The 22,832-nt window shown below is 60.9% G+C and carries 19 protein-coding genes and 1 pseudogene; 8 read left to right on the top strand and 12 right to left on the bottom strand.

The features are described 5' to 3' along the window. Positions 1-3: 3 nt before the first annotated feature. The 5 genes from JV201_RS23120 to JV201_RS23100 are packed head-to-tail and all read right to left on the bottom strand — an operon-like array spanning position 4 to position 5,320. Positions 4-984, bottom strand: a complete 981-nt coding sequence (locus tag JV201_RS23120) for a MoxR family ATPase (RefSeq protein WP_008432346.1) — start codon at positions 982-984, stop codon at positions 4-6. Next, the gene (locus JV201_RS23115; RefSeq protein ID WP_003214159.1) at positions 981-2,138 is read right to left on the bottom strand and encodes a DUF4350 domain-containing protein; all 1,158 of its coding nucleotides are present in this window, start codon (positions 2,136-2,138) and stop codon (positions 981-983) included. The genes JV201_RS23120 and JV201_RS23115 overlap by 4 nt, the downstream gene beginning before the upstream one ends. Continuing rightward, complete coding sequence (locus tag JV201_RS23110; protein WP_219406084.1) at positions 2,135-3,664, bottom strand: DUF4129 domain-containing protein; 1,530 nt, start codon at positions 3,662-3,664, stop codon at positions 2,135-2,137. Before JV201_RS23110 ends, JV201_RS23115 begins: the two co-directional genes overlap by 4 nt. Continuing rightward, positions 3,651-4,631, bottom strand: coding sequence for a stage II sporulation protein M (locus JV201_RS23105; RefSeq protein ID WP_003214164.1), 981 nt, complete (start codon positions 4,629-4,631; stop codon positions 3,651-3,653). The genes JV201_RS23110 and JV201_RS23105 overlap by 14 nt, the downstream gene beginning before the upstream one ends. Then, complete coding sequence (locus JV201_RS23100; RefSeq protein ID WP_003214165.1) at positions 4,628-5,320, bottom strand: RDD family protein; 693 nt, start codon at positions 5,318-5,320, stop codon at positions 4,628-4,630. The genes JV201_RS23105 and JV201_RS23100 overlap by 4 nt, the downstream gene beginning before the upstream one ends. Before the next feature lie 189 nt (positions 5,321-5,509). Between JV201_RS23100 and sbcB the strand changes: the two genes are divergently transcribed. Continuing rightward, positions 5,510-6,937, top strand: a complete 1,428-nt coding sequence (gene sbcB / locus JV201_RS23095; protein ID WP_003214166.1) for an exodeoxyribonuclease I — start codon at positions 5,510-5,512, stop codon at positions 6,935-6,937. A 90-nt stretch (positions 6,938-7,027) separates the two neighbouring features. Here sbcB and mvaT read toward each other — a convergent pair whose 3' ends face one another. Then, the gene (gene mvaT / locus JV201_RS23090; RefSeq protein WP_003209760.1) at positions 7,028-7,402 is read right to left on the bottom strand and encodes a histone-like nucleoid-structuring protein MvaT; all 375 of its coding nucleotides are present in this window, start codon (positions 7,400-7,402) and stop codon (positions 7,028-7,030) included. 349 nt (positions 7,403-7,751) lie between these two features. Between mvaT and purU the strand changes: the two genes are divergently transcribed. Together purU and JV201_RS23080 are read left to right on the top strand one after the other, a co-directional pair. Beyond that, on the top strand, positions 7,752-8,600 hold the full coding sequence (gene purU / locus JV201_RS23085; protein ID WP_003209762.1) for a formyltetrahydrofolate deformylase: 849 nt from the start codon (positions 7,752-7,754) through the stop codon (positions 8,598-8,600). An 84-nt stretch (positions 8,601-8,684) separates the two neighbouring features. Next, the gene (locus tag JV201_RS23080) at positions 8,685-8,885 is read left to right on the top strand and encodes a hypothetical protein (RefSeq protein WP_219406083.1); all 201 of its coding nucleotides are present in this window, start codon (positions 8,685-8,687) and stop codon (positions 8,883-8,885) included. Positions 8,886-8,895: 10 nt separating this feature from the next. On the opposite strand, the gene JV201_RS30270 is transcribed toward JV201_RS23080, so the two are convergent. Beyond that, the gene (locus JV201_RS30270; RefSeq protein WP_371132408.1) at positions 8,896-9,660 is read right to left on the bottom strand and encodes a methyl-accepting chemotaxis protein; all 765 of its coding nucleotides are present in this window, start codon (positions 9,658-9,660) and stop codon (positions 8,896-8,898) included. Between the two features lie 93 nt (positions 9,661-9,753). After that, positions 9,754-10,785, bottom strand: a pseudogene (locus JV201_RS30265) (cache domain-containing protein); the annotation flags it as partial. Between the two features lie 196 nt (positions 10,786-10,981). Here JV201_RS30265 and JV201_RS23070 point away from each other — a divergent pair. Beyond that, positions 10,982-12,460, top strand: coding sequence for a helicase HerA-like domain-containing protein (locus tag JV201_RS23070; protein WP_177028602.1), 1,479 nt, complete (start codon positions 10,982-10,984; stop codon positions 12,458-12,460). Positions 12,461-12,581: 121 nt separating this feature from the next. Here JV201_RS23070 and JV201_RS23065 read toward each other — a convergent pair whose 3' ends face one another. Beyond that, complete coding sequence (locus JV201_RS23065; RefSeq protein WP_008432358.1) at positions 12,582-13,037, bottom strand: DUF721 domain-containing protein; 456 nt, start codon at positions 13,035-13,037, stop codon at positions 12,582-12,584. A gap of 305 nt (positions 13,038-13,342) precedes the next feature. Here JV201_RS23065 and secA point away from each other — a divergent pair, with 305 nt between their 5' ends. The 3 genes from secA to JV201_RS23050 all read left to right on the top strand — a co-directional run bounded on the left by secA (position 13,343) and on the right by JV201_RS23050 (position 18,404). Beyond that, entirely contained in the window at positions 13,343-16,078 is a 2,736-nt protein-coding gene (secA, locus tag JV201_RS23060; protein ID WP_087693541.1) for a preprotein translocase subunit SecA, read from the top strand. Between the two features lie 122 nt (positions 16,079-16,200). Beyond that, a complete protein-coding gene (gene argJ / locus JV201_RS23055; RefSeq protein ID WP_219406082.1) occupies positions 16,201-17,418 on the top strand; it encodes a bifunctional glutamate N-acetyltransferase/amino-acid acetyltransferase ArgJ in 1,218 nt (405 codons plus the stop codon). A 41-nt stretch (positions 17,419-17,459) separates the two neighbouring features. Further along, positions 17,460-18,404 (top strand): Nudix family hydrolase, encoded by a 945-nt coding sequence (locus JV201_RS23050; protein WP_219406081.1) that lies wholly within the window; start codon positions 17,460-17,462, stop codon positions 18,402-18,404. 148 nt (positions 18,405-18,552) lie between these two features. Here JV201_RS23050 and JV201_RS23045 read toward each other — a convergent pair whose 3' ends face one another. From JV201_RS23045 to JV201_RS23035, 3 genes are read right to left on the bottom strand one after another with little or no spacing between them, the layout of a single operon-like run. Continuing rightward, a complete protein-coding gene (locus JV201_RS23045; RefSeq protein ID WP_003209781.1) occupies positions 18,553-19,131 on the bottom strand; it encodes a cob(I)yrinic acid a,c-diamide adenosyltransferase in 579 nt (192 codons plus the stop codon). 2 nt (positions 19,132-19,133) lie between these two features. Then, positions 19,134-21,170, bottom strand: a complete 2,037-nt coding sequence (locus JV201_RS23040) for an ATP-binding protein (RefSeq protein ID WP_003209782.1) — start codon at positions 21,168-21,170, stop codon at positions 19,134-19,136. Between the two features lie 46 nt (positions 21,171-21,216). After that, the gene (locus tag JV201_RS23035; RefSeq protein WP_102605681.1) at positions 21,217-22,134 is read right to left on the bottom strand and encodes a putative 2-dehydropantoate 2-reductase; all 918 of its coding nucleotides are present in this window, start codon (positions 22,132-22,134) and stop codon (positions 21,217-21,219) included. Positions 22,135-22,260: 126 nt separating this feature from the next. Between JV201_RS23035 and JV201_RS23030 the strand changes: the two genes are divergently transcribed. Continuing rightward, positions 22,261-22,746 carry a YajQ family cyclic di-GMP-binding protein gene (locus tag JV201_RS23030; RefSeq protein ID WP_003209785.1) on the top strand — a complete coding sequence of 162 codons (486 nt, stop codon included), beginning with the start codon at positions 22,261-22,263 and terminating at the stop codon, positions 22,744-22,746. The last annotated feature ends 86 nt before the right edge of the window (positions 22,747-22,832 follow it).

Below are 22,832 nucleotides of genomic sequence, written 5' to 3'. Positions count from 1 at the left end.
GTCTCATTGGCGTGGCGCCGGGACTTGGTCCAGCAATTGCCGGAGCACCTGGTCGACTTCCAACCCGTCGATATCCAGCTCCGGGGCAATACGCACCCGATGGCGCAACACTGCCAGGGCGCAGCCCTTGATGTCGTCCGGGGTCACGAACTCGCCCCCGCGCAGCAAGGCCCGCGCCCGTGCACCGCGAACCAGGGCGATGGAGGCCCGGGGCCCGGCGCCGATGGTCAGGCCCGGCCAACTGCGCGTAGTGCGGGCCAGGCGCACGGCGTAGTCGAGCACCTGCTCATCCAGCGCCAACTCGCTGGCAATCTGTTGCAACAGCAGCACGTCTTCGGCTTGCAGCACCGTGCGCAGCGGCTGTACGTCGAGCATGTCGGCTCGGGACGAGCGGGTGACTTCGCGCACCATGTCCAGTTCCTGCTGTGCCTCGGGATAGTCCATGCGCACCTTGAGCATGAAACGGTCCAGTTCGGCTTCGGGCAACGGGTAAGTACCCTCCTGCTCGATGGGGTTCTGGGTGGCCAGTACCATGAACGGCTGGCCGATGGGCAGCGCCTCGCCTTCAAGGGTTACCTGGCGTTCCTGCATGGCTTCCAGCAACGCTGCCTGGGTTTTCGCCGGGGCACGGTTGATCTCGTCAGCCAACAGCAGGTTGGTGAACAACGGTCCCTTGCGCAGCTTGAACTGTTCGGTATGCAGGTCGTATACGGCATGGCCGGTCACGTCGCTGGGCATCAGGTCCGGGGTGAACTGGATGCGCGCGAACTCGCCTCCAAAACAGCGTGCCAGCGCGCGTACCAGCAAGGTCTTGCCCAGGCCGGGAACCCCTTCAAGCAACACATGGCCGCCCGCGATCAACGCCGTGAGCACGTCATCGATCACCGGGTCCTGACCGATAACCGCCTTGCGCAGTTCGACGCGCAAGGCCTGGGCCAGTTGGCTGGCGCGCTGAATCGGGTCAGTGGCGGGAAATTCGCTCATAGGGCATTCCTGAGGGTTTGCAGGCAGGCCACCTGGCGGCTGAAATCGGCGCTGGAGAGCCGTTTCGTCGCAGGTGGGCCAAGGGCCTGGCTGATAACAAGGGAGGGTTGGCGGGTCAGGCGTTCAAGCACCCGCAATTGTTCGGCTGTATCGAGGTGTTCGAACCCGGGATGACGGCGCCGAGCGGTGCGCTGGATGTCGCGCTGCAAGGCTTGCAGCAAGCTGTCTTGCCCGCTGCGGCGCAACAGGAAGTCGGCACTGGCGTTCAAGTGTTCCTGCAATTGCCGCCGTGCCTTGGGCGCCGGTTGCCGGATCGGACCCTGGCGCAGGCTGGCGTGCCAGAGGCCCAGGGCGATCAGTGCGGCAAGTGCCACCAGTGCCTGGGGGAAGTAGCGCAACAACAGGCTGAACAGGTCCTCGACATCAGTGTTGAACAGCAGTGTGACCTGGGTGCCCTGGCTCAGGTACCAGAGCAGCCACGCGTTATCGTGCAGGCCGATGCCCGGGTTTTTCCACAGGTCGCTGTCGGTGACCACGGTCACACGCCCTTGCCCGAGGTTGACCTGCATCAGGTGCGTCGACCGGGCGCTGTTGGCCGAGAATTGTGCCAGGTGCCTGGGGTCGGTGAGGTTGAAGTCGGTGTCGAAGCTGAAATAGGCCGGCGCTGTTTCGTTGTCCACATAGAGTTTGGTCAGGTCCGGCGTTTTCTTTTTACGCGCGGGTGCCGGAGCGTCGAATTCTTCACTGAAGGATTGGTGTATCTGCACACGATCCAGCAACAGGTCGCCACTTTCACCGGTGTCCTCATCCCACAGCGCTTCGGCTACCAGCAGCAGATGGCCGCCAGCCCGGGTCCACTGCAGCAATTGATCAACCTGGGGCGGGCTCATGTTGCTGCGCTCGCCCAGCAACAGCAGGCTGTTGCCCTTGGGCGAAAGGCTGGCCAGCCGTTCGAGGCTGTTGGCATGTTCCACCACCAGGCCCTGCTGGCGCAGAAAGTGTTCAGCTGCCAGGTAGGGGTTGGCCAGGGCTTCGGGTGAAGGGCCGCGATCGACCACTTCCTGATAAGGAATCGCCGTGTGCCAGGCATAAAAACCGCCTGCTGCCAGCAAGCCCGCGACCAGCAGCCCGACCCACAGCAACGGCCGGTTCATTGCGCCGCTCCCGAGCCGAACAGGGTTCGCCAATCGCTGCATAGCTGTTGTTGCGCCAAGGCAGGCGGCAGGCGATGGCCATAGGCAAGGTTTTGCCAGTAACGGGTCAGCTCACCGCTGAATGCCAGCAGCTGCGGTTGTTGCAGTTGGCGGATACGTTCCAGGACTTCACCTTCCGTGTCGGCACTTTTCAGCGGCAGGTTGAAGTCGTGCAGCAAGCGGCTGAGCAACCCACGGTAGAGCAGGCCGAGGGCTTCCCGGGGCTGTGTTACCCACAGCTGTTCGGCGGCGTCTGCGATGTCTTCGGGCAAGGTGTCAGCCCCCAGTTCAAGGCCGAACAGCTGCGAAGGCACGGGTTTGGCAGCCTTGGGTTTGCGCGGGCTGCGGCGGCTGACAAAGGCATGCAGCCAGTCGCGGTAGCGCCAGATCACCAGTGCCAGGCCACCTGCCAGCAATCCCCAGAGCAGTACTTCAAGGCCCTTGGCGATGTGCTTGAACGAATCACTGTTGAGGTTTTTCAGCAATGCTTCCAGCCAGGCTGGCAGCTTGGCATCACCTGCCGCTTTGTTTTTGTCGGCTGCTTTATCCTCGCCGAAGCGGTAGCGAGTGAGCGTTTCCGGGTTCTTGAACGGTGGCTGCTCCAACAGCGTCTTGATCGAGTGACTGGCCGATTGTGTAGTCAGCGGCGTTTGGGGAACCGGTTCATCAGCCCATGCCGATGGGGTCGGCGGAATCAGCGTCAGCCCGGCCACCAGCAACAGCACCGACGCCACACCACTCAGGCGCTGGCGCATTCGGCGGAACACCAGTTCCAGGTCCCAGGCTTCCAGCACCGTGCGGCGGTTCAGGTAAAGGCTGAAGCCACAGGCGACATAGATCGGCTCCCAGAACACCAGGATCAAGGCGTAGAACATGTTGGTCAGGTGCTCCAGCCAACGCCAGTCGTGGCCGGCGGTGAGCACCAGTTGCTGCCAATCCCAGTCGCGTTCGACCTCTTGCGGCAGGAAGAAATAGAACACGGCCATCAACCCGAACCACAGGGCGATTTCCAGGTGCACCCCGATCAGGGTCAGCCAGCGCGCGGCGCCTGCGTTGCGCTGCTGCAACACCCCGAGACGTTGTTGGCGCGCCTGGCCTTGCAGCCCTTCGAGCTGGACCACCGGCATCTCGAAGCTACGGCTGAGGCTGAAGCGCCGCCAGGTCAGGCTGGCCAGCAGTTGGCCCTTGAGCAGCCGCGGCGATTGGCGCAGCGCTTGTTTCAGGCTGGGTGTTTCGCCGAACAGGGCCTTGGACAGGATATACAGTGGCAGGCGGTCGAATGCCGGTTTCAACCACCAGAACAGCAACAGCGCGGTGGTGGGGTGATTCCACAGGAGCACGCTGAACAGGGCGAAGACCGGCAAGGTCACGATGGCCCAACTGCTCATCAACAGCAGCCGGTGTTCCCGGGCCAGCAGGATGCCGAGGTCCATGGCCTCCCAGGAGGTACGCGGGCGGATCACGACGCTGGCATCACTCAGGCGCATGGCGATTCCGTCCGGCAAACAGCAGGTAGGCCGCCATCAGCAACCACAGGGCGGTGCCGACCAGGTACTTGACCCACGGCGCCACGGCATTGGTGGACGACCAGTACGCCTCGATAAACGCGGCGATCAGCAGGAACACCATCACACCACAAATCATTTGCACACTTTTGCGCGCGGCCAGGCGCAGGGATTCGCCTCTGGTGAGGGGCCCCGGTGCAATCAGCGCCCAGCCCAGTTGCAGGCCAGCCGCGCCAGCCAGGGCAATTGCGCTGAGCTCGAAGGCGCCATGGCCGATGACAAATGACCAGAACGTTTGCCCGTAGCCGATTTGCGTCAGGTGCCCGGCAACGGCGCCAATGATCAGGCCATTGAAGAACAGGAAAAATACGCTGCCCAGGCCGAACAGCAGCCCGGCGGCAAAGGTCTGGAAGGCGATACCGATGTTGTGCATCACGTAGTAGCCGAACATCATCCAGTCTTCGCTGGAAGCGCGTTCGGCTGCCCGGCCCAGGCGGCTGGCATCGGGGTTGTACATGGCCTGCATCTCGGCCACCTGCCGAGGGCTGACGATGCTGTAGATCAAGTCCGGAAACAGGTACACCAGCAAGGCAATGCCGAGCAGGCTGCCAAAGAACAGCAGGCCGGCAGCCAGCACAAATGGCCATTGCGCGCGAACCAGCCTGGGGAAATCGGCCAGCAGGAAGCTCAGCACGTTTGCCCCCATCCGGCTGCGATGACGATACAACTGTTGATGGCCGCGCAAGGCAAGCTGCTGCAACGGGTCCACCAGGTAGCTGCTGTAGCCGCGCTCTTGGGCCAGGGCCAGGTGCTGGCACAACTGCCGGTATTGATGAGGGAAGTCGACGAAGTCGGCGCCTTTGGCTTTGCCTTTCTCCAACTGCGTCAATTGCTCGGCAAAGGCTTGCCATTGTGGCTGATGGCGGCTTTCGAAAAGACTCTGTTTCATGCTGGCCCCAACAATCCGCGGGCCACACCGTTGAGTTCTGCCACGGCGCGGGCAGGGGAGACCTGCAGGGGCGTGGCCAGGATAGCGGCCAGTTCGTTGACCCGTTCGGCCGACAGTTCGCCCTGGCGTTCGGCGAAGCTGAGAATCGCCCGTTGTTCGTTCAGCTCAAGGGCGAACGGCAGGCGCAGCGCCGGGGCCTGGGGCACTTGCGGGCGGGAAAGCGGTTGTTCGCGGTAGATCACCAGAGTCCCGGCCGCCAGGTCGCCCAGGCGCTTGAAGTTGGGGTGTTGCAGGCAACTGATGGCGCCGAGGAAATAGCCGAAGGGCAGCATGTCGACAAAGCGCAGCAGGTTACGGATCAGCGAGGCGGACCAGCCGATGGGCGTGCCATCGTCCTGTACCACCCGCAGGCCCATGACCTGTTTGCCGGGCGAGCAGCCCTGGTTGAGCACTTCGAAAAGCACCATGTACCACCAACTGACGAGGAACAGCAGCAGCGAACCCAGGCCAATGCCCAGGTTGCCGAGAAAGGCCAATGCGATAAACAGGATGCCGAGAATCAGGCCGCGCAAACCCAGGTCGAAGGCAAAGGCCAGTGAGCGTACCAGCAGGCCGGCCGGGCGCAGGGGCAGGTCGATACCCTCCGGGGTCTCGATCTGGTAGCGGGTATCCAGTGGCGCGGGTGGCATCGCGGTCCTTGGCAGTGCGGCGCTGGCGCCTGGGCGGCAGCGGCGGGGTTGGAAAGACCGATGCTAGCAGTGTCGACGGTGGAAGCAACCACTCAACGATTTACTGAATATTTGTACAGGGAACACAGCGCTGGCCCCCGATGCCTGCAAGCGCCTAGACTTTGCCGGTCTTCAGCACAGGAATAGCCCGTGACCACCATTTTCTGGTACGACTATGAAACCACCGGCATCAATCCGCGTACCGACCGCCCGCTGCAGGTAGCCGGTATTCGCACCGACCTCGAGCTTAACGAGGTCGGGCCGCCGGTCAATCTCTACTGCCACCCCAGCGACGATATCCTGCCGCATCCGGCAGCGTGCGCGATCACTGGCATCACTCCCGGCGTGCTGGCGGAAAAAGGCCTGGCCGAAGCCGACTTCATGACCCGGGTGCACGCCGAGCTGGCCACCCCGGGCACCTGCGGGGCCGGCTACAACACCTTGCGTTTTGACGATGAGATGACGCGCTACAGCTTGTACCGCAATTTCTTCGATCCCTATGCCCGGGAATGGCAAGGCGGCAACAGCCGCTGGGACCTGATCGACGTGGTGCGCACTGCCTACGCGCTGCGCCCTGACGGGATCGTCTGGCCGGAACAGGACGGGCGCGTCACCCTCAAGCTTGAGCGGTTGACGGCCGCCAACGGCATCGACCACGGCCAGGCCCACGACGCCTTGTCCGATGTGCGCGCCACCATCGCCCTGGCCCGGTTGATCCGCGAGAAGCAACCCAAGCTCTATGACTGGCTGTTTCAACTGCGTAGCAAACAACGGGTCATGGACCAGGTGCGGTTGTTGCAGCCGATGGTGCATATTTCCGGTCGTTTTTCTGCCGAGCGTCATTACCTGGGGGTGGTGCTGCCGCTGGCGTGGCACCCGCGCAATCGCAATGCATTGATCGTCTGCGACCTGGGTCTCGATCCGCAAGGGCTGTTGGACGAGGACGCCGATACCTTGCGCCGGCGCTTATATACTCGCCGCGACGAGCTGGCCGAAGGTGAGTTGCCGGTACCGCTCAAGTTGCTGCACATCAATCGTTGCCCGGTGGTCGCACCGTTGAGCGTGCTTCGGCCGCAAGACCGCGAGCGTTTGCAGCTGGATATGGATGAGTGTGATGCGCGGGCCCTGCGGCTAAGCGACGCACAGGAACTATGGCGCGATAAACTGGCGGCGATTTACGCCGAGGAAGATTTTGCGCCAAGCGCCGATCCCGAGCAGCAGCTATACGATGGTTTTATCGGGGATCGTGATCGACGTTTATGTGAGCAAGTGAGAGTCGCCGAGCCGGCGCAACTAGCGCGCCAGCAATGGCCTTTCGATGATGAACGTTTGCCTGAATTATTATTTCGCTATCGTGCACGCAACTTTCCAGACACCTTGAATAGTGAAGAGCAACAACGCTGGAGAGTTTTCTGTCAGCAACGTTTGTCAGACCCTCAATGGGGCGCGCCAAACACCCTTGAGGGTTTTAAGCAGGCGTGTCTTGAGTTGGCTGTTAGTGCCACACCGTTTCAGCGCCAGGTGCTTGATGAATGGCAGGAGTATGTTGATGCCTTAGCGACTCGAATGAGTCTGTAATCAGCTTCCCGGTAAAATACGGACAATAAAAAACGCCAGCAAGCTGGCGTTTTTTATTGCGTTGCGTATCACGCAGCGTCCTGGCGAGGCTTAGCCCAGCAGGGTAGCCCAGCCTTCAACCACGTCGCCGCCCCACTTGGCTTTCCACTCTTTCAGAGTCTTGTGGTTGCCACCTTTGGTTTCAATCACTTCGCCGTTGTGCGGGTTTTTGTATTGTTTAACCTTGCGTGCACGCTTGGTGCCGGTAGCTTTTACGGCGCCACGTGGAGCCTTAACTTTCGAATCCGGATCCAGCAGCGCGATGATGTCACGCAGGGATTTGGAGTATTCGCCCATCAGGGTGCGCAATTTGCCTTCGAATTCCAGCTCGGTTTGCAGTTTGTCGTCTTGGGACAGGTTCTTCAAACGGGCTTGCAGCTCTTTGATAGCTTCTTCGGTGGCGCGATATTCGTTGATCAGGGACATGGGGACTACCTTATGCAGGGCGCTGGGTGAAAGGGGATAGTGGCTCAATAATAGTCAGACAGTTTGCCCAAGTAAACATTTAAGGCCGCATTTATGTAATTTACTTTGGTTGTTTGTGGCAAAAGCGTGGAATTGAGTTAATTAGTAAGGGGGATGGCCTAAAGATACTCTGGTTAAGTCTTGGCTTACTGCCGGAGTCCACGCGTTTGCACACATAGTGGGGAAAAACCTTACGCTATTAAGGGGCAGGGTTGACGCAGCCGATCAGAATAAGCGTTGAGGAATACTGCAGTTTTTCTGCGCAATCGCTAGAATGGCGGCCTTTGCGAAGTTCTGGAGTTTCCCCCTAATGCGCACTTTTCGGCTGGTGATTGCTTGCCCGGACCGGGTTGGCATCGTTGCCAAGGTCAGTAACTTTCTGGCTTCCCACAACGGTTGGATCACCGAAGCGAGCCATCACTCGGACAATCTCAGCGGCTGGTTTTTCATGCGTCACGAAATTCGTGCCGATACGCTGCCCTTTGGTCTAGAGGCATTTCGCGAGGCATTTGCGCCGATCGCTGAAGAGTTCTCGATGACCTGGCGCATCACCGACACGGAACAGAAAAAACGCGTGGTCCTGATGGCCAGTCGTGAGTCCCACTGCCTGGCAGACCTGCTGCACCGCTGGCACAGCGATGAACTGGACTGCGAGATCTCCTGCGTGATTTCCAACCATGACGACCTGCGCAGCATGGTCGAGTGGCATGGCATTCCGTACTACCACGTCCCGGTCAACCCGCAGGACAAGGAGCCGGCCTTTGCCGAGGTCTCGCGCCTGGTCAAGCAGCACGATGCGGACGTCGTGGTACTGGCGCGCTACATGCAGATTCTGCCGCCGGAGCTGTGCAGTGAATACGCTGGCAAGGTGATCAATATTCACCACAGCTTCCTGCCATCGTTTGTGGGTGCCAAGCCGTATCACCAGGCATCCCTGCGTGGCGTGAAGCTGATCGGTGCAACGTGCCACTACGTCACCGAAGAGTTGGACGCCGGTCCCATCATCGAGCAGGACGTGGTGCGTGTCAGCCATAGCGACAGCATCGAAGACATGGTCCGTTTTGGCCGTGACGTCGAGAAGATGGTGCTGGCTCGCGGCCTGCGCTATCACCTGGAAGACCGGGTGCTGGTGCACGGCAACAAGACTGTCGTGTTCTGATTGAAGTGTTTTGATTGAAGAATGAAGGGCCTGGGCGTTAAATCGCTACAGGCCCTTTTTTTGAGCGCGGGTGAGGACTGGAGCATGAGCGATCCACTGGACAAGGCGACTTCCAAAGCCCCCGCGACGCTGGGAGAGGGTTGTTTGAGTCGATATGACCCGGATGACCTGAGCAGTGAGGACGGCACCGAGTTTCCAGGCGCCGCCGAGTTGTGGGAACAATTGCAGGACACATCCGAATTGCCTGAAGAAAAGGGGTCAGCGGCTGTGCAAGGCAGCCGCTGACCCGGCGGGATCAAATCCGGAAACTACCCACCAGTTGTTTCAAGCGCGCCGCTTGCTGTTCCAGGTCGGAACAGGCCCGCAAGGTTGATTGCAGGTTTTCCACACCTTCCTGATTGAGGGTGTTGATCTCGGTGATGTCCATGTTGATTGACTCCACCACCGAGGTCTGTTCCTCGGTAGCGGTGGCTACCGACTGGTTCATCCCGTCAATTTCGCCGATACGCTGGGTCACGCTGTTCAGACGCTCGCCCGCCAGGTTGGCGATTTCCACACTGTCCTGGCTGTGCCGCTGGCTTTCGCTCATGGTGCTGACCGAATCCCGGGCGCCGACTTGCAGCTCCTCGATCATCTTCTGCACCTGCTGCGCCGACTCCTGGGTGCGGTGCGCCAGGTTGCGCACTTCATCGGCCACCACCGCAAAGCCGCGCCCGGCTTCCCCGGCCCGTGCGGCTTCAATCGCCGCGTTGAGGGCCAGCAGGTTGGTTTGCTGGGAAATGCTGGTGATCACTTCCAGAATCTGCCCGATGTTCACTGTCTTGCTGTTAAGCGCTTCGATATTGGTGCTGGAGGCGCTGATCATCTGCGACAACTGGTTCATCGCCTTGATATTGCGTTCCACCACTTGCTGACCGTCTTCGGCCAAGTGCCGGGCATCGCTGGCCTGGTTGGAGGCCTGTGCGGCGTTGCGGGCGATTTCCTGGGCGGCGGCCCCCAGCTCGTTGATCGCGGCCGCGACGCTGTTGGTCCGGTTGGCCTGCTCGTCGGAATTGACCATCGAGGAATTGGAGGCGCTGACCACCCGCAGGGCCACTTCATTGACCTGCTCGGTGGCCGAGGAAACTTCGCGAATCGAGGTGTGAATCCGCTCCACGAAACGATTGAAAGCGCTGCCAAGCACGCCGAATTCGTCGTGGTTCTGGATGGTCAGGCGGCGGGTCAGGTCGCCTTCACCGTCGGCGATGTCTTCCATGGCGCGGGTCATGACGTGCAGTGGCTGCAGGAGGATGCGAATCAGCATGCCCAGCAGGGCGATGATGATGACCACGGCGATGATCGTGGCGATGATCGCCGAGGTGCGGAATTCGCTGAGCATGGCGAAGGATTTATCTTTATCCACCGACAGGCCGAGGTACCAGTTCACCGAGGGCAGGCCCTTGATCGGGGTAAAGGTGACGATACGTGTCTTGCCGTTTACCTCGACTTCACTGAAGTCGCTGCTGATTCGGGGGGTGTTGTTCGGATAGACGTCGGCCAGGGTTTTCATCACCAGGCCCTTGTCCGGGTGTACCAGCACTTTGCCGTCGGCACTGACCAAGAAGGCATAACCCATGCCGCCGAAGTTCAGGGCACCGATGTTGTCTACCAGGGTTTGCAGGCTCAGGTCGCCGCCCACCACGCCGACACTCTGGCCGGCCTTGGTGCTGGGGGTGGCGATGGAGATGATCAACTGGCCGGTGGCCGCGTCAATGTAGGGTTCGGTCAGGGTTGAGCCGTTGCTGCCCTGCGCGCCCTTGTACCAGGGGCGTACCCGTGGGTCGAAGCCGTCGGGCATCTTGGTATCGGGGCGGATGACGAAGCCGCCCTTGCTGTCGCCAAGGTACGTGGCCATGAACGAGGACGTCAGGGCCTTCTGTTCCAGGAGGCTGGCGACGCTGGTTGAATCCGGGTTGATGGCGATGTTCTGTGCGGCGCTTTCTATCAGCACAATGCGCCCGGTAAGCCAGGTCTGGATGTTGCTGGCAGTGACATCGCCCATTTCATGCAGGTAGTTGTTCAGGTCGTCGCGAATCGCATTACGCTGCAAGTAGTCGTTGTAGAGGGTAAACAACGCAAAGGCGGCAATGACGACAAGAGCGGCGGCAAGCAGGATTTTATGGCTGAAACGCAGATTTTTATTCATGGCTTGTGGGGTCCGCTATGGTCTTAATATCCGATGCACGTCCTTCTGGGACGCGCGGAATGGCTGCGTCAAAAAAAGTGTGATATTTCCATCTGCTCCTGCAGGAATTATCCGGCCTGTTTTTCCAAGACTTTTTGGGTCTCTCGCTTTATCTGTATCGACCATTCAGCGCCAAAGATTAACCATGGGTGACAAAATGCCTGACTCCTCGCAACTCATAATTGGTGCAGATCTTCAGGGCCAGCCGATTGCCCAGTCGATGCGCCTGGCCAACCGCCACGGCCTGATCGCAGGCGCCACCGGCACCGGCAAGACCGTGACCTTGCAGCGCCTGGCGGAAGCCTTCAGCGACGCCGGCGTCGCGGTATTTGCCGCCGACATCAAGGGTGACCTGTGTGGCCTGGGCGCTGCGGCCAACCCTCAGGGCAAGGTCGCCGAGCGCATAGCCGGCATGCCTTTCCTTAATTACACGCCCAAGGCGTATCCGGTGACGTTGTGGGATATCCACGGCCAGTCCGGTCATCCGTTGCGCACCACCATGAGTGAAATGGGCCCGCTGTTGCTCGGCAGCCTGTTGGAGCTCACCGACAGCCAGCAATCGGCCCTCTACGCAGCCTTCAAGGTGGCCGATCGTGAAGGCCTGTTACTGCTGGACCTCAAGGATCTCAAGGCGCTGCTGAACCATTTGCGCTATCACCCGGAGTTGCTCGGGGAAGACGCGGCCCTGATGACCACCGGTTCCAGCCAGGCGCTGTTGCGGCGCCTGGCGGTGCTGGAGCAGCAGGGTGCCGAAGCGTTGTTCGGCGAGCCGGCGCTGCAACTCGAAGACATCCTGCAACCGGCCAGTGACGGCCGCGGGCGTATTCATCTATTGGACGCCAGCCGGCTGGTGCATGAGGCGCCGAAGGTCTACGCGACCTTCCTGCTTTGGCTGTTGGCCGAACTGTTCGAGCAACTGCCGGAACGTGGCGATGCCGACAAGCCGCTGCTGGCGCTGTTTTTCGACGAGGCGCATCTGTTGTTTGCCGACACCCCCAAGGCCCTGCAGGATCGCCTGGAGCAAGTGGTGCGGCTGATTCGCTCGAAAGGCGTCGGTGTGTATTTCGTCACCCAGTCTCCCGGGGACTTGCCGGACACCGTGCTGGCGCAACTCGGCTTGCGCATCCAGCACGGGCTGCGGGCGTTCACCACCAAGGAGCAGAAGTCCCTGCGGGCGGTGGCCGATGGTTTCCGGCCCAATCCGGCATTTGATGCGCTGGCGGTGCTGACCGAGTTGGGTACAGGTGAGGCATTGGTGGGAACCTTGCAGGAAAAGGGGACGCCTGAAGTAGTCCAACGCGTACTGGTAGCACCGCCGCAATCGCGGATCGGGCCACTGAGCGAAGCTGAGCGGGCAGCACTGATTGCCAGTTCGCCATTGCAGGGGCGCTATGACAAGCCGATTGATCGTGAGTCGGCGTACGAAGTGTTGATGGCGCGCAAGGACTTGGGGCCGCAACAGGAGGCGACGCCCGCAGCTGAAGAACCGAGCTTCACCGACAAGGCCGGTGCGTTCCTCGGTACTACGGCAGGCAAGGCACTGAAATCGGCGATGCAACAGGCGGCCAATCAGATGGGCCGGCAGTTGGTGCGCGGGTTACTGGGGTCGTTGTTGGGTGGCAGCAAACGTAAATAATGATGGGATCAAATGTGGGAGCGGGCTTGCTCGCGAAAGCGGTGGATCAGTCAATATATGCAGTGACTGACACGCCACCTTCGCGAGCAAGCTCGCTCCCACACTTGGTTCTACGCCGGTCTCAGGTTTTGGGTTTGGCGTGAGCGGCCAGCCGTTCCAGCGCAGCGCGTAAGTTCGGATCGGTAATCCCGTCTGCCGTGGCCTGAATGGTTTCGGCGGCGATTTCCGACAAATCCATCGTATGCCCCACCGCGCCTTGCGGCACGGTCGGCGGTTGCACCTTGAACTGGATGCGCGTCAGGCTGGCGAATTCGTCGAAGGCCATCAATTGGCGCTGCAAACGTTTCTGCTGGTAGCGCAGGCGCGTCGCCCAATGGCCGTCAGTGACGATCAGCAGCAGATTGCCCTCGCGCCACGAGGCCACATGGCAGTGTTCGCGAGCGGCGGGCTGCAGTTGGCTTTCTACCAGGCGTTGCAGATGACCAAGGCGTTGCGCATGGCCGAAGATGGCTTTTAAAGGCTTGGCTTCGCGAAGCAACACGGCGGGAGCTCGGGCCGTAAGAGGGCGAAATGCCATGACTAGACACCTTAAGTAACAGAGAGGCCATGGTAGCAGAAAGCGTCTGCGACACCGCCGCCATTGCATTACCGGCAGTTTATCCATTAAATCAACGAGTAACTTATTGCCCGAATGGGTTGAAGTTCAGCAAAAAGCCCTTATTTTAAACAAGCCCTCCAAGAGCGCCGTGCCAGCATCGTGGAATAACGCCACTTTCCTCACCCACGTTTCCGGGTAGAATGCTCGTTCGCATGCGGCCGTGAGGGCTGCTCGGGCGACTCACGGGGCGCCCTCCATCCCTATGTGTGGAAGAACCTGCCGATATGTTTGCGCCTTTGTTAAAGAAACTTTTTGGAAGCAAGAATGAGCGCGAAGTCAAACGCATGCTCAAGACGGTGCAGCTGGTCAATGCCTTCGAAGAGCAGATGGTTGCCCTTTCGGACGAGCAATTGCGCGCCAAGACCGAAGAGTTCAAGGCCCGCATAGCCAAAGGTGAAACCCTCGACAAGCTGCTTCCCGAAGCCTTTGCGGTCGCCCGCGAAGCCGGTAAGCGTGTCATGGGCATGCGCCACTTCGACGTCCAGTTGATCGGCGGCATGACCTTGCATGAAGGCATGATTGCCGAAATGCGTACCGGTGAAGGCAAGACCCTGGTAGCTACCCTGGGCGTTTACCTCAACGCATTGTCCGGCAAGGGCGTGCACGTTGTGACAGTGAACGACTACCTCGCCCGCCGGGATGCCAACTGGATGCGTCCGCTGTACGAATTCCTCGGCCTGACGGTCGGCGTTGTCACGCCGTTCCAGCCGCCGGAAGAGAAGCGCGCCGCCTACGCTGCCGACATCACCTACGGTACCAACAACGAATTCGGTTTCGACTACCTGCGCGACAACATGGCGTTCAGCATGGAAGAAAAATTCCAGCGCGAACTCAATTTTGCCGTGATCGACGAAGTCGACTCCATCCTGATCGACGAAGCCCGTACCCCGCTGATCATCTCCGGTCAGGCCGAGGACAGCTCGCGCCTGTACACCGAGATCAACAAGCTGATCCCGCGCCTTGAGCAACACATCGAGGAAGTGGAAGGCGTGGTGACCAAAGAAGGTCACTTCACCATCGACGAGAAGACCCGCCAGGTCGAACTCAACGAAGCCGGTCACCAGTTCGTCGAAGACATGCTGACCCAGATCGGCCTGCTGGCCGAAGGCGAGAGCCTGTACTCGGCGCACAACCTGGGTCTGTTGACCCACGTGTATGCCGGCCTGCGCGCCCACAAGCTGTTCCATCGCAACGTTGAATACATCGTGCAGGACGGCCAGGTCGTACTGGTCGACGAACACACCGGTCGTACCATGCCGGGTCGCCGTTTGTCGGAAGGCCTGCACCAGGCGATCGAAGCCAAGGAAGTCCTGAACATCCAGGCTGAAAGCCAGACCCTGGCCTCGACCACCTTCCAGAACTACTTCCGTCTGTACAACAAACTGTCCGGCATGACCGGTACAGCCGACACCGAAGCGTTCGAATTCCACCAGATCTACGGTCTGTCGGTGATGGTTATCCCGCCGAACAAGCCGCTGGCGCGTAAAGACTTCAACGACCTGGTGTTCCTGACCGCCGACGAGAAATACGCTGCAATCGTCGCCGACATCAAGGAATGCATGGCCCAGGGCCGTCCAGTGCTGGTGGGTACTGCCACCATCGAAACTTCCGAGCACATGTCCAGCTTGCTGGCCAAGGAAGGCATCGAGCACAAGGTCCTCAACGCCAAGTTCCACGAAAAAGAAGCCGAGATCATTGCCCAGGCCGGTCGCCCGGGCGCACTGACCATCGCCACCAACATGGCCGGTCGTGGTACCGACATCCTGTTGGGCGGTAACTGGGAAGTGGAAGTTGCGTCCCTGGACAACCCGACCCCAGAGCAGATCGCGCAGATCAAGGCCGACTGGCAGAAGCGCCACCAGCAAGTGCTGGAGTCCGGCGGCTTGCAGGTGATCGCGTCCGAGCGTCACGAATCGCGCCGTATCGACAACCAGCTGCGTGGTCGTGCCGGTCGTCAGGGTGACGCCGGTTCCAGCCGTTTCTACCTGTCCCTGGAAGACAGCCTGATGCGCATCTTCGCCTCGGATCGGGTGAAGAACTTCATGAAAGCCCTGGGCATGCAGTCCGGTGAAGCGATTGAACACCGCATGGTGACCAACGCGATCGAGAAGGCCCAGCGCAAGGTAGAAGGCCGTAACTTCGACATTCGTAAGCAACTGCTCGAGTTCGATGACGTCAACAACGAACAGCGTAAAGTGATTTATCACATGCGTAACAGCTTGTTGGCCGCCACCAACATCGGCGAGACCATTGCCGATTTCCGCCAGGACGTGCTCAACGCCACCGTCAGCGCCCATATCCCGCCACAGTCCCTGCCTGAGCAGTGGGATGTTGCCGGCCTGGAAGCTGCGTTGAAGAGCGACTTCGGTGTCGACTTGCCGGTCCAGCAATGGCTCGACGAAGACGACCACCTGTACGAAGAAACCCTGCGCGAGAAGCTCATGACCGAGCTGCTGGCCGCTTACAACGAGAAAGAAGAGCAGGCGAGTGCCGAAGCACTGCGCACCTTCGAGAAGCAAATCGTACTGCGCGTGCTGGACGACCTGTGGAAAGACCACCTGTCGACCATGGACCACCTGCGTCACGGCATCCACTTGCGTGGCTACGCCCAGAAGAACCCGAAGCAGGAGTACAAGCGCGAGTCGTTCACGCTGTTCTCCGAACTGCTGGATTCGATCAAGCGCGATTCGATTCGTGTGCTGTCCCACGTTCAGGTGCGTCGCGAAGACCCGATCGAGGAAGAAGCTCGCTTGCGTCAGGAAGCCGAGGCACTGGCTGCGCGCATGCAGTTCCAGCACGACGAAGCGCCTGGTCTTGAGGCTCCGGAAGTATTGGGCGAAGAGGTCGATGTGGCCCTGGCCCAGGCCCCGGTGCGCAACGAACAGAAGCTGGGCCGCAACGAACTGTGCTGGTGCGGTTCGGGCAAGAAGTTCAAACACTGCCACGGCGAAATCAACTAAGATTTTCGCCTGACGCTGCAACACCCCCGCGCCGCGACCGGCATCAGCCGTCGCGGCGTTTTGCCATTTCGTTACCGTCGATAGCGACGGGGTACACACCCAATATTTTTAGGAGCGCATTCATGGCTGTTGGTCTTGGTCCTTTGCCCACGTTGCACCCGGTTGCCGGTTTTGAACTCGGTATCGCTTCGGCGGGCATCAAGCGCCCGGGGCGCAAGGATGTGGTGGTGATGCGCTGTGCCGAAGGCTCGACCGTCGCGGGTGTGTTCACCCTGAACGCGTTTTGCGCCGCTCCCGTGATTCTGGCCAGGCAGCGTGTCGAAGGCCCGGTGCGTTACCTTTTGACCAACACCGGCAATGCCAACGCCGGGACCGGCGAGCCTGGCCTGGCCGCCGCTGCCCGCACCTGCGCCAAGCTGGCGGAGCTGACCGGCGTGGAGGCCAGCCAGGTGCTGCCGTACTCCACCGGCGTGATCGGTGAGCCGCTGCCGGTAGAGAAAATCGAAGGCGCGCTGCAAGCAGCGCTGGATGACCTGTCGGTGGATAACTGGGCGGCTGCGGCTACCGGGATCATGACCACCGATACTCTGCCAAAAGGCGCCAGCCGTCAGTTTGTGCACGAAGGCGTGACCGTTACCGTCACGGGCATCAGCAAAGGCGCCGGCATGATTCGCCCGAACATGGCGACCATGCTGGGCTATATCGCCACCGACGCCAAAGTCTCCCGTGACGTGCTGCAAAACCTGATGCTCGACGGCGCCAACAAGTCCTTCAACCGCATCACCATCGACGGCGACACCTCGACCAACGATTGCTGCATGTTGATCGCCACCGGCCAGGCTGACCTGCCGGAAATCACCTCGTCCAACGGCGCGTATTTCGCAGCGTTGAAGCAGGCCGTGTTCGAAGTGTGCATGGACGTGGCCCAGGCCATCGTGCGCGACGGCGAAGGCGCCACCAAGTTTGTGACGGTTGAAGTCAACGGCGGCGGTAACCACCAGGAATGCCTGGATGTCGGTTACACCGTGGCTCACTCGCCGCTGATCAAGACCGCGCTGTTTGCCTCCGACCCGAACTGGGGCCGTATCCTGGCCGCTGTGGGCCGTGCCGGCGTGCCGAACCTGGACGTGAGCAAGATCGACGTGTTCCTCGGCGAAGTGTGCATCGCCAGCCGTGGCGCCCGTGCCGAGACGTACACAGAAGCCCAGGGTTCGGCGGTGATGCAGCAGGAAGAAATCACCATCCGTATCGAATTGGGTCGCGGTGAGTGCAGCGAAACCATCTGGACCACTGACCTGTCCCACGAGTACGTGAAGATCAACGCGGAATACCGCACCTGATACCAGGCAGGTCTTCAAACCGATTCAGAGGAAATAGTGCGGTGAAACGAGTTCATGTAGCAGCAGCGGTCATCCGGGGAGTCGACGGCAGGATTCTGCTGGCGCGCCGCGCCGATACCCAGCATCAGGGCGGCCTCTGGGAGTTTCCCGGTGGCAAGGTGGAGGCCGATGAGTCGGTCGCTACCGCGCTGTCCCGTGAATTGCAGGAGGAGCTGGGCATCCAGGTCACGGCGGCTCGCCCGTTGATCAAGGTGCAGCATGATTACCCGGACAAACAGGTGTTGCTGGATGTCTGGGAAGTCTCGGCCTTTACCGGCGAGCCCCACGGTGCCGAAGGCCAACCCCTTGAGTGGGTGGCCCAGCGGGACCTGCCGAACTATGAGTTTCCGGCAGCCAATGCGCCGATCGTTGCGGCGGCGCGTTTGCCGGCTGACTACTTGATCACTCCGGGCGAGCTGGAGACACCCGTCCTGCTGCGCGGTATTCAAAAAGCCATCGCTGGTGGCATCAAGCTGGTTCAGCTGCGTGCCCCCAACGGTTACGACCCCAAGTACCGTGACCTGGCGGTGGACGCCGTGGGCCTGTGTGCGGGCAAGGCGCAACTGATGCTCAAGGGGCCGTTTGAATGGCTGGGGGATTTTCCCGCGGCCGGCTGGCATATGACCTCGGCGCAACCGCGCAAGTACGCCAGCAAGGGACGTCCTTTGCCGAAGGATCGCTGGTTGGCGGCGTCTTGCCACAATGCTGAGGAATTAGCCTTGGCGGAGTTGATGGACGTGGATTTCGTCACCTTGTCGCCGGTGCAGCCCACCCTGACTCATCCTGATGCCGAGCCGTTGGGCTGGGAGCAGGCACAGCAGTTGATCAGTGGGTTCAGCAAGCCGGTGTTCTTGCTCGGTGGGGTGGGTCCTGCTGAGCGGGAAAAGGCCTGGGAGGCTGGTGCTCAAGGTGTGGCGGGGATTCGGGCGTTCTGGCCTGAGGTTTAGGCATAACCCTGGCGAGTGGCCAGGGGAGCTGTTGTGGCGAGGGAGCTTGCTCCCGCTGGAGTGCGCAGCGCTCCCGCTTTTTTGGGGCCGCTACGCAGCCCAGCGGGAGCAAGCTCCCTCGCCACAGGTTGCAATCGGTCAGTAAGCGTCAGTGAGGCTTTGCCGCCGCCTGCCACAAGATCTCTGCAACGCCCTGGCGCTTGGCAATCACCCTGGCTGCCACAAAGAGCAAGTCCGACAGCCGGTTGATGTACGCCAACCCGACGCCTTCCAGCGGTTCCTGCGCATTCAGGTGCTGACACCGGCGCTCCGCACTGCGAGCCAGGCTTCGGCATACATGGGCCTGGGCAATCAACGCCGAACCACCCGGCAGAATGAAGTTCTCCAGCGGCCCGACCTCTTCATTCCAGCGATCGATCGCCGCCTCAAGGCGGTCGACTTCCGCCGCGTTCAGCGCCTTGTACACCGGCATCGCCAATTCGCCGCCCAGGTCAAACAGACGATGCTGGCAAGGTGTCAGCACCTCGATCACATCCTTCAACGCTGGATGCTGCCCGCTTTGTTCCTCCAATCCCGCCAGCAACAAACCCAACTGGCTGTTCAGCGCATCCACCTCGCCAATCGCCTCCACCCGTGGATGGTCCTTGGGCACGCGGCGACCGTCGCCCAGGCCGGTTTCGCCCTTGTCGCCGGTACGGGTGTAAATTTTCGACAGGCGAAAGCCCATGGTTAGCGCTCCAGTTGAGTGAGTTCGTTGGGTGGCAATTGGCTGCCCGCCAGGGGCAGGCGCAAGGTGAAGCAGGTACCCTGGCCAAGGGTCGAATGCACTTCCATCTGCCCCTTGTGATTGTTGGTGATGATGAAATACGAAACCGACAACCCAAGCCCGGTGCCCTGGCCGATTTCCTTGGTGGTGAAGAATGGCTCAAACGTGCGTTTGCGCACGTTCTCGCTCATGCCGATGCCGTTGTCTTCCACCTGGATTTCTGCCCACGGCGGGTTGAGCCGGGTGCGCAGGATGATCCGGCCGGGCTCGCTGCCGTCTTCGCGCTGATGAATGGCCTGGGCGGCGTTTTTCAGCAGGTTGAGCAGTACTTGCTCCAGTTCGTTGGCGGTGCCGGGTACCGGGCCCAGTTGCGGGTCGAACTGGCGGATGATCGCCTGGCCCTTGAAGTCGAAGCCGACGGTGAGGTCGAAGTCGTTGCCGGCAATTTCCACGGCCTGGTCGATCAAGGCCGGCAAGTCGCACGGCGCCATCTGCCGGTTGCTGCGGCGGCTGAAACTGAGCATATGAGTGACGATTTTCGCCGCCCGGGCGCCAGCCTGCTGGATGCCGTCGAGCAACTGTGGCACTTCGCGGCTTTGCAGGTAGCGGTTGACCGAGTCCAGGTCGATGCCCGCCTGTTCGGCGTGCTCAAGGTTTTTCGGCAGTTCGTTGGACAACCGGCGGCGAATGTTCTGCACGTTATGCAGGATCGCTCCCAGCGGGTTGTTGATTTCGTGCGCCATGCCGGCGGCCAGGCCACCGACCGAGAGCATTTTCTCTGACTGCACCATCATTTCTTCCAGGGACAGGCGCTGGGTGATGTCGTCGATCCGGATCACCACGCCGCGCCCGGCGCCGCCCATCAACGGGTAGAAGGTCAGGGCGTAGTGCTTGGGTTCGTCATCCTTGACCCAGGTAACGCGCTCGATCCGCTCCACGGTGTGTTGCTCGACCGTGGCCTTGATCTGCGGCAGGAACGGCTTGAGCGGCTGGAAGGCGAGGAAGATCGGCTGGTTCAGTGCCTCGTCCAGGCGGGTCCCGGAAAGTGCGCTGGCTTCCTGGTTCCATTGGGTGACGTAGAGCTGTTCGTCGAGGGCGATCAGCGCCGAGGGCATCGAGTCGATGATGCTGTTGAGGTAGTTTTGGAAGCCGGTGAGCTTTTTCTCGATCTTGCTGCGCACCTGCACTTCCAGTTCCAGCTTGCGGTTGGTGTGGCGGGTTTCTTCCGCCAGGCCCTGGGCTTGATCGTAGGCGGCCTGGGAATCGTCTCGCGCGCGCTTGAGTTGCTGCTCACGGGCTTCAATGCGCGAAAGCATGGTGTTGAAAGCTTCGGCGAGGCTGCCGATTTCATCATGATTGCCGCGCCCGGCGCGCAGGGCGTAGTTCTCTTCCCGGGTGACCTGGCGCGACAATTCTTCCAGTTCGTGGATCGGCCGGGTAATCAGGCGCTTGATCTGCCGGGCGATCACCAGCCACAGCAGCACGCTGAAGATCAGGATACCCAGGCTGGCGGTGAAGGTCCCGGTATAGAAAGCCACCGGCAGTTCGCTGCTGGCCACCAACAGCAAGTGCCCGGACGGTTTGCCGGCACGGGGCAGGGTGATCACCTGGTTGCTGCGAAATTCGGTGGTACGCCAGGTTTCAATGTCCCGGAAATTATCTGGCAGGTGCAGGCGATTGGCATGTTGCAGCTGGGCCAGGCGCGTGCCATCTCCGTCGTATAAGGCCGCGGCCCGCAATGGCGAGTAGCTGGTCAGTTCATCCAGCAGGGTTTGCGCCTTGAGCGGTGAGTCCAGGGACTCGGCGGCGAGCGACGGGTTGGACACCAGCCGACCGATGGCCTGCAAGGCCTGGGGTGCCATGCTTTCCTGGGAGATCCAGTAGGCGGCGCTGATAAAGGTCAGGTTGGCCACCAGCAAGACGGTGGTCAACAAAACCAGCAGGGCCGCCAGCAGTTTCTGCCCAACCGGTAGATTTTCGAGACGCTGGCGCAGTGGCATCAAGGTTTTCGCTGCAAAGGAACAAGCAGGCAGGGTAGCGCGTGCTTCAGTCGCTGGGCAATCCGCGTGCAGACAGTTGCCGTACCAGGCGCGCCTGGAGTTGTTGCAGGTGCGGCAAGCTCAGTTGGTGGCGGGCGGCCGCCTGGCAGGCATAGCCCAGCAAATAGCTGATTTCGGTGCGTCGGGCACTGGCCACGTCCTGGTACATCGAGGAGTAATTGGCCGCCGTGGCCTGGATTACCCGTTCCACTTCGCTGTGCAAATCCTCTGCGGCAGCGGGTTGGCCGCAGCATTCCAGCAGGTCGGCGAGTTCGGCGCACAGGGTGGCCACTTCGCACTGATGGGCTTGCAGCTCGCCATTGCGACATTGGTAAAGCACGGTCAGCGGGTTGATGGCGCAGTTCAGGGCCAGTTTGCGCCACAGGCGGGTGAGGATGTCGGTGCTCCACTCATGGGGAATGCCGGCGGCTTGCAGGTCATCCAGCCACAGCGGCGGAGTAGGGTGCCGCGCATCCCCCAGCCAGGTGTAGCCATGGCCGGCAAACACTACTCGCCAGTCACTCTCGCGAAACGCGCCTTCGGTGCTGGAGGCGAAGATGCAGCGTGCCTGGGGCAGTTGGGCGGCGACTGCGTCCTGGCTGCCGAGGCCGTTTTGCAGCAGGATCAGTTCGGCGTCCGGCACCAGTCGATGTTCCAGCTGTGCGACGGCTTCCTGGGCGTCGTAGGCCTTGCATGCCACCAGCAGGCGATGAATTGGCCCAGGGCTGTCGGAGGTTTCGCCGACGACCGGGTAGGTGTGAGCCAGGCCTTGCTCGACCAGGGTCAGGCCATTGGCCGTCTGATAACTCGCCAACCGCCCGTGATCCCGCAGGATCAGGCGCACGGGCAGCCCGGCGCGGGCCAGGCGGGCGGCCCACAGTGTTCCGAGGCTGCCGGCGCCGAGGACGTGCCAGGTGGTCGACATCAGTTTTTACTCCGTAAGGCTGCCCGCAGTGAACGAGGCGAAAGAACCGCTATAATGCCCGGGCATTTTAGCCTGGGCGTGCTCCATCTCTACTGAGCCGCGCCCCTTTTTTATTGGAGAAATTACATGCCGTCGTTCGACGTGGTATCCGAACTGGACAAACATGAAGTCACCAACGCCGTCGAGAACGCCGTCAAGGAGCTGGATCGCCGCTATGACTTGAAGGGCAAGGGCAGCTTCGAGTTCAAGGAAAAAGAGCTGACCGTCAACCTGACCGCGGAAGCCGACTTCCAGCTGGAAGCGATGATTGAGATCCTCAAGCTGTCTCTGGTCAAGCGCAAGATCGACGCGCAATGCCTCGAAATCAAGGATGCGTATGCGTCCGGCAAGCTGATGAAGCAGGAAGCCGTGCTCAAGGAAGGCATCGACAAGGAGCTGGCGAAGAAAATCGTCGCTCACGTCAAGGACGCCAAGCTCAAGGTCCAGGCCGCCATCCAGGGCGAGCAGGTACGTATCACCGGTAAGAAGCGTGACGACTTGCAAGAGGCCATTGCTGCCCTGCGCGCCAAGACCTTCGACATGCCGCTGCAGTTCAATAACTTCCGCGACTGAGTGGACCCCTGGGGAACCTGTGGGCGTTTTTGACGTCCCACGCCCAGAACCTGCGCCAACCATTGAGCCCTACGGGGCTCATTTGT

The sequence above is a fragment of the Pseudomonas sp. Colony2 genome (assembly GCF_019382755.1).
GTDB lineage: Bacteria > Pseudomonadota > Gammaproteobacteria > Pseudomonadales > Pseudomonadaceae > Aquipseudomonas.
The sequence above is the reverse complement of the archived record's forward strand: the minus strand, read 5'-3'. Positions and strand labels throughout refer to the sequence as shown.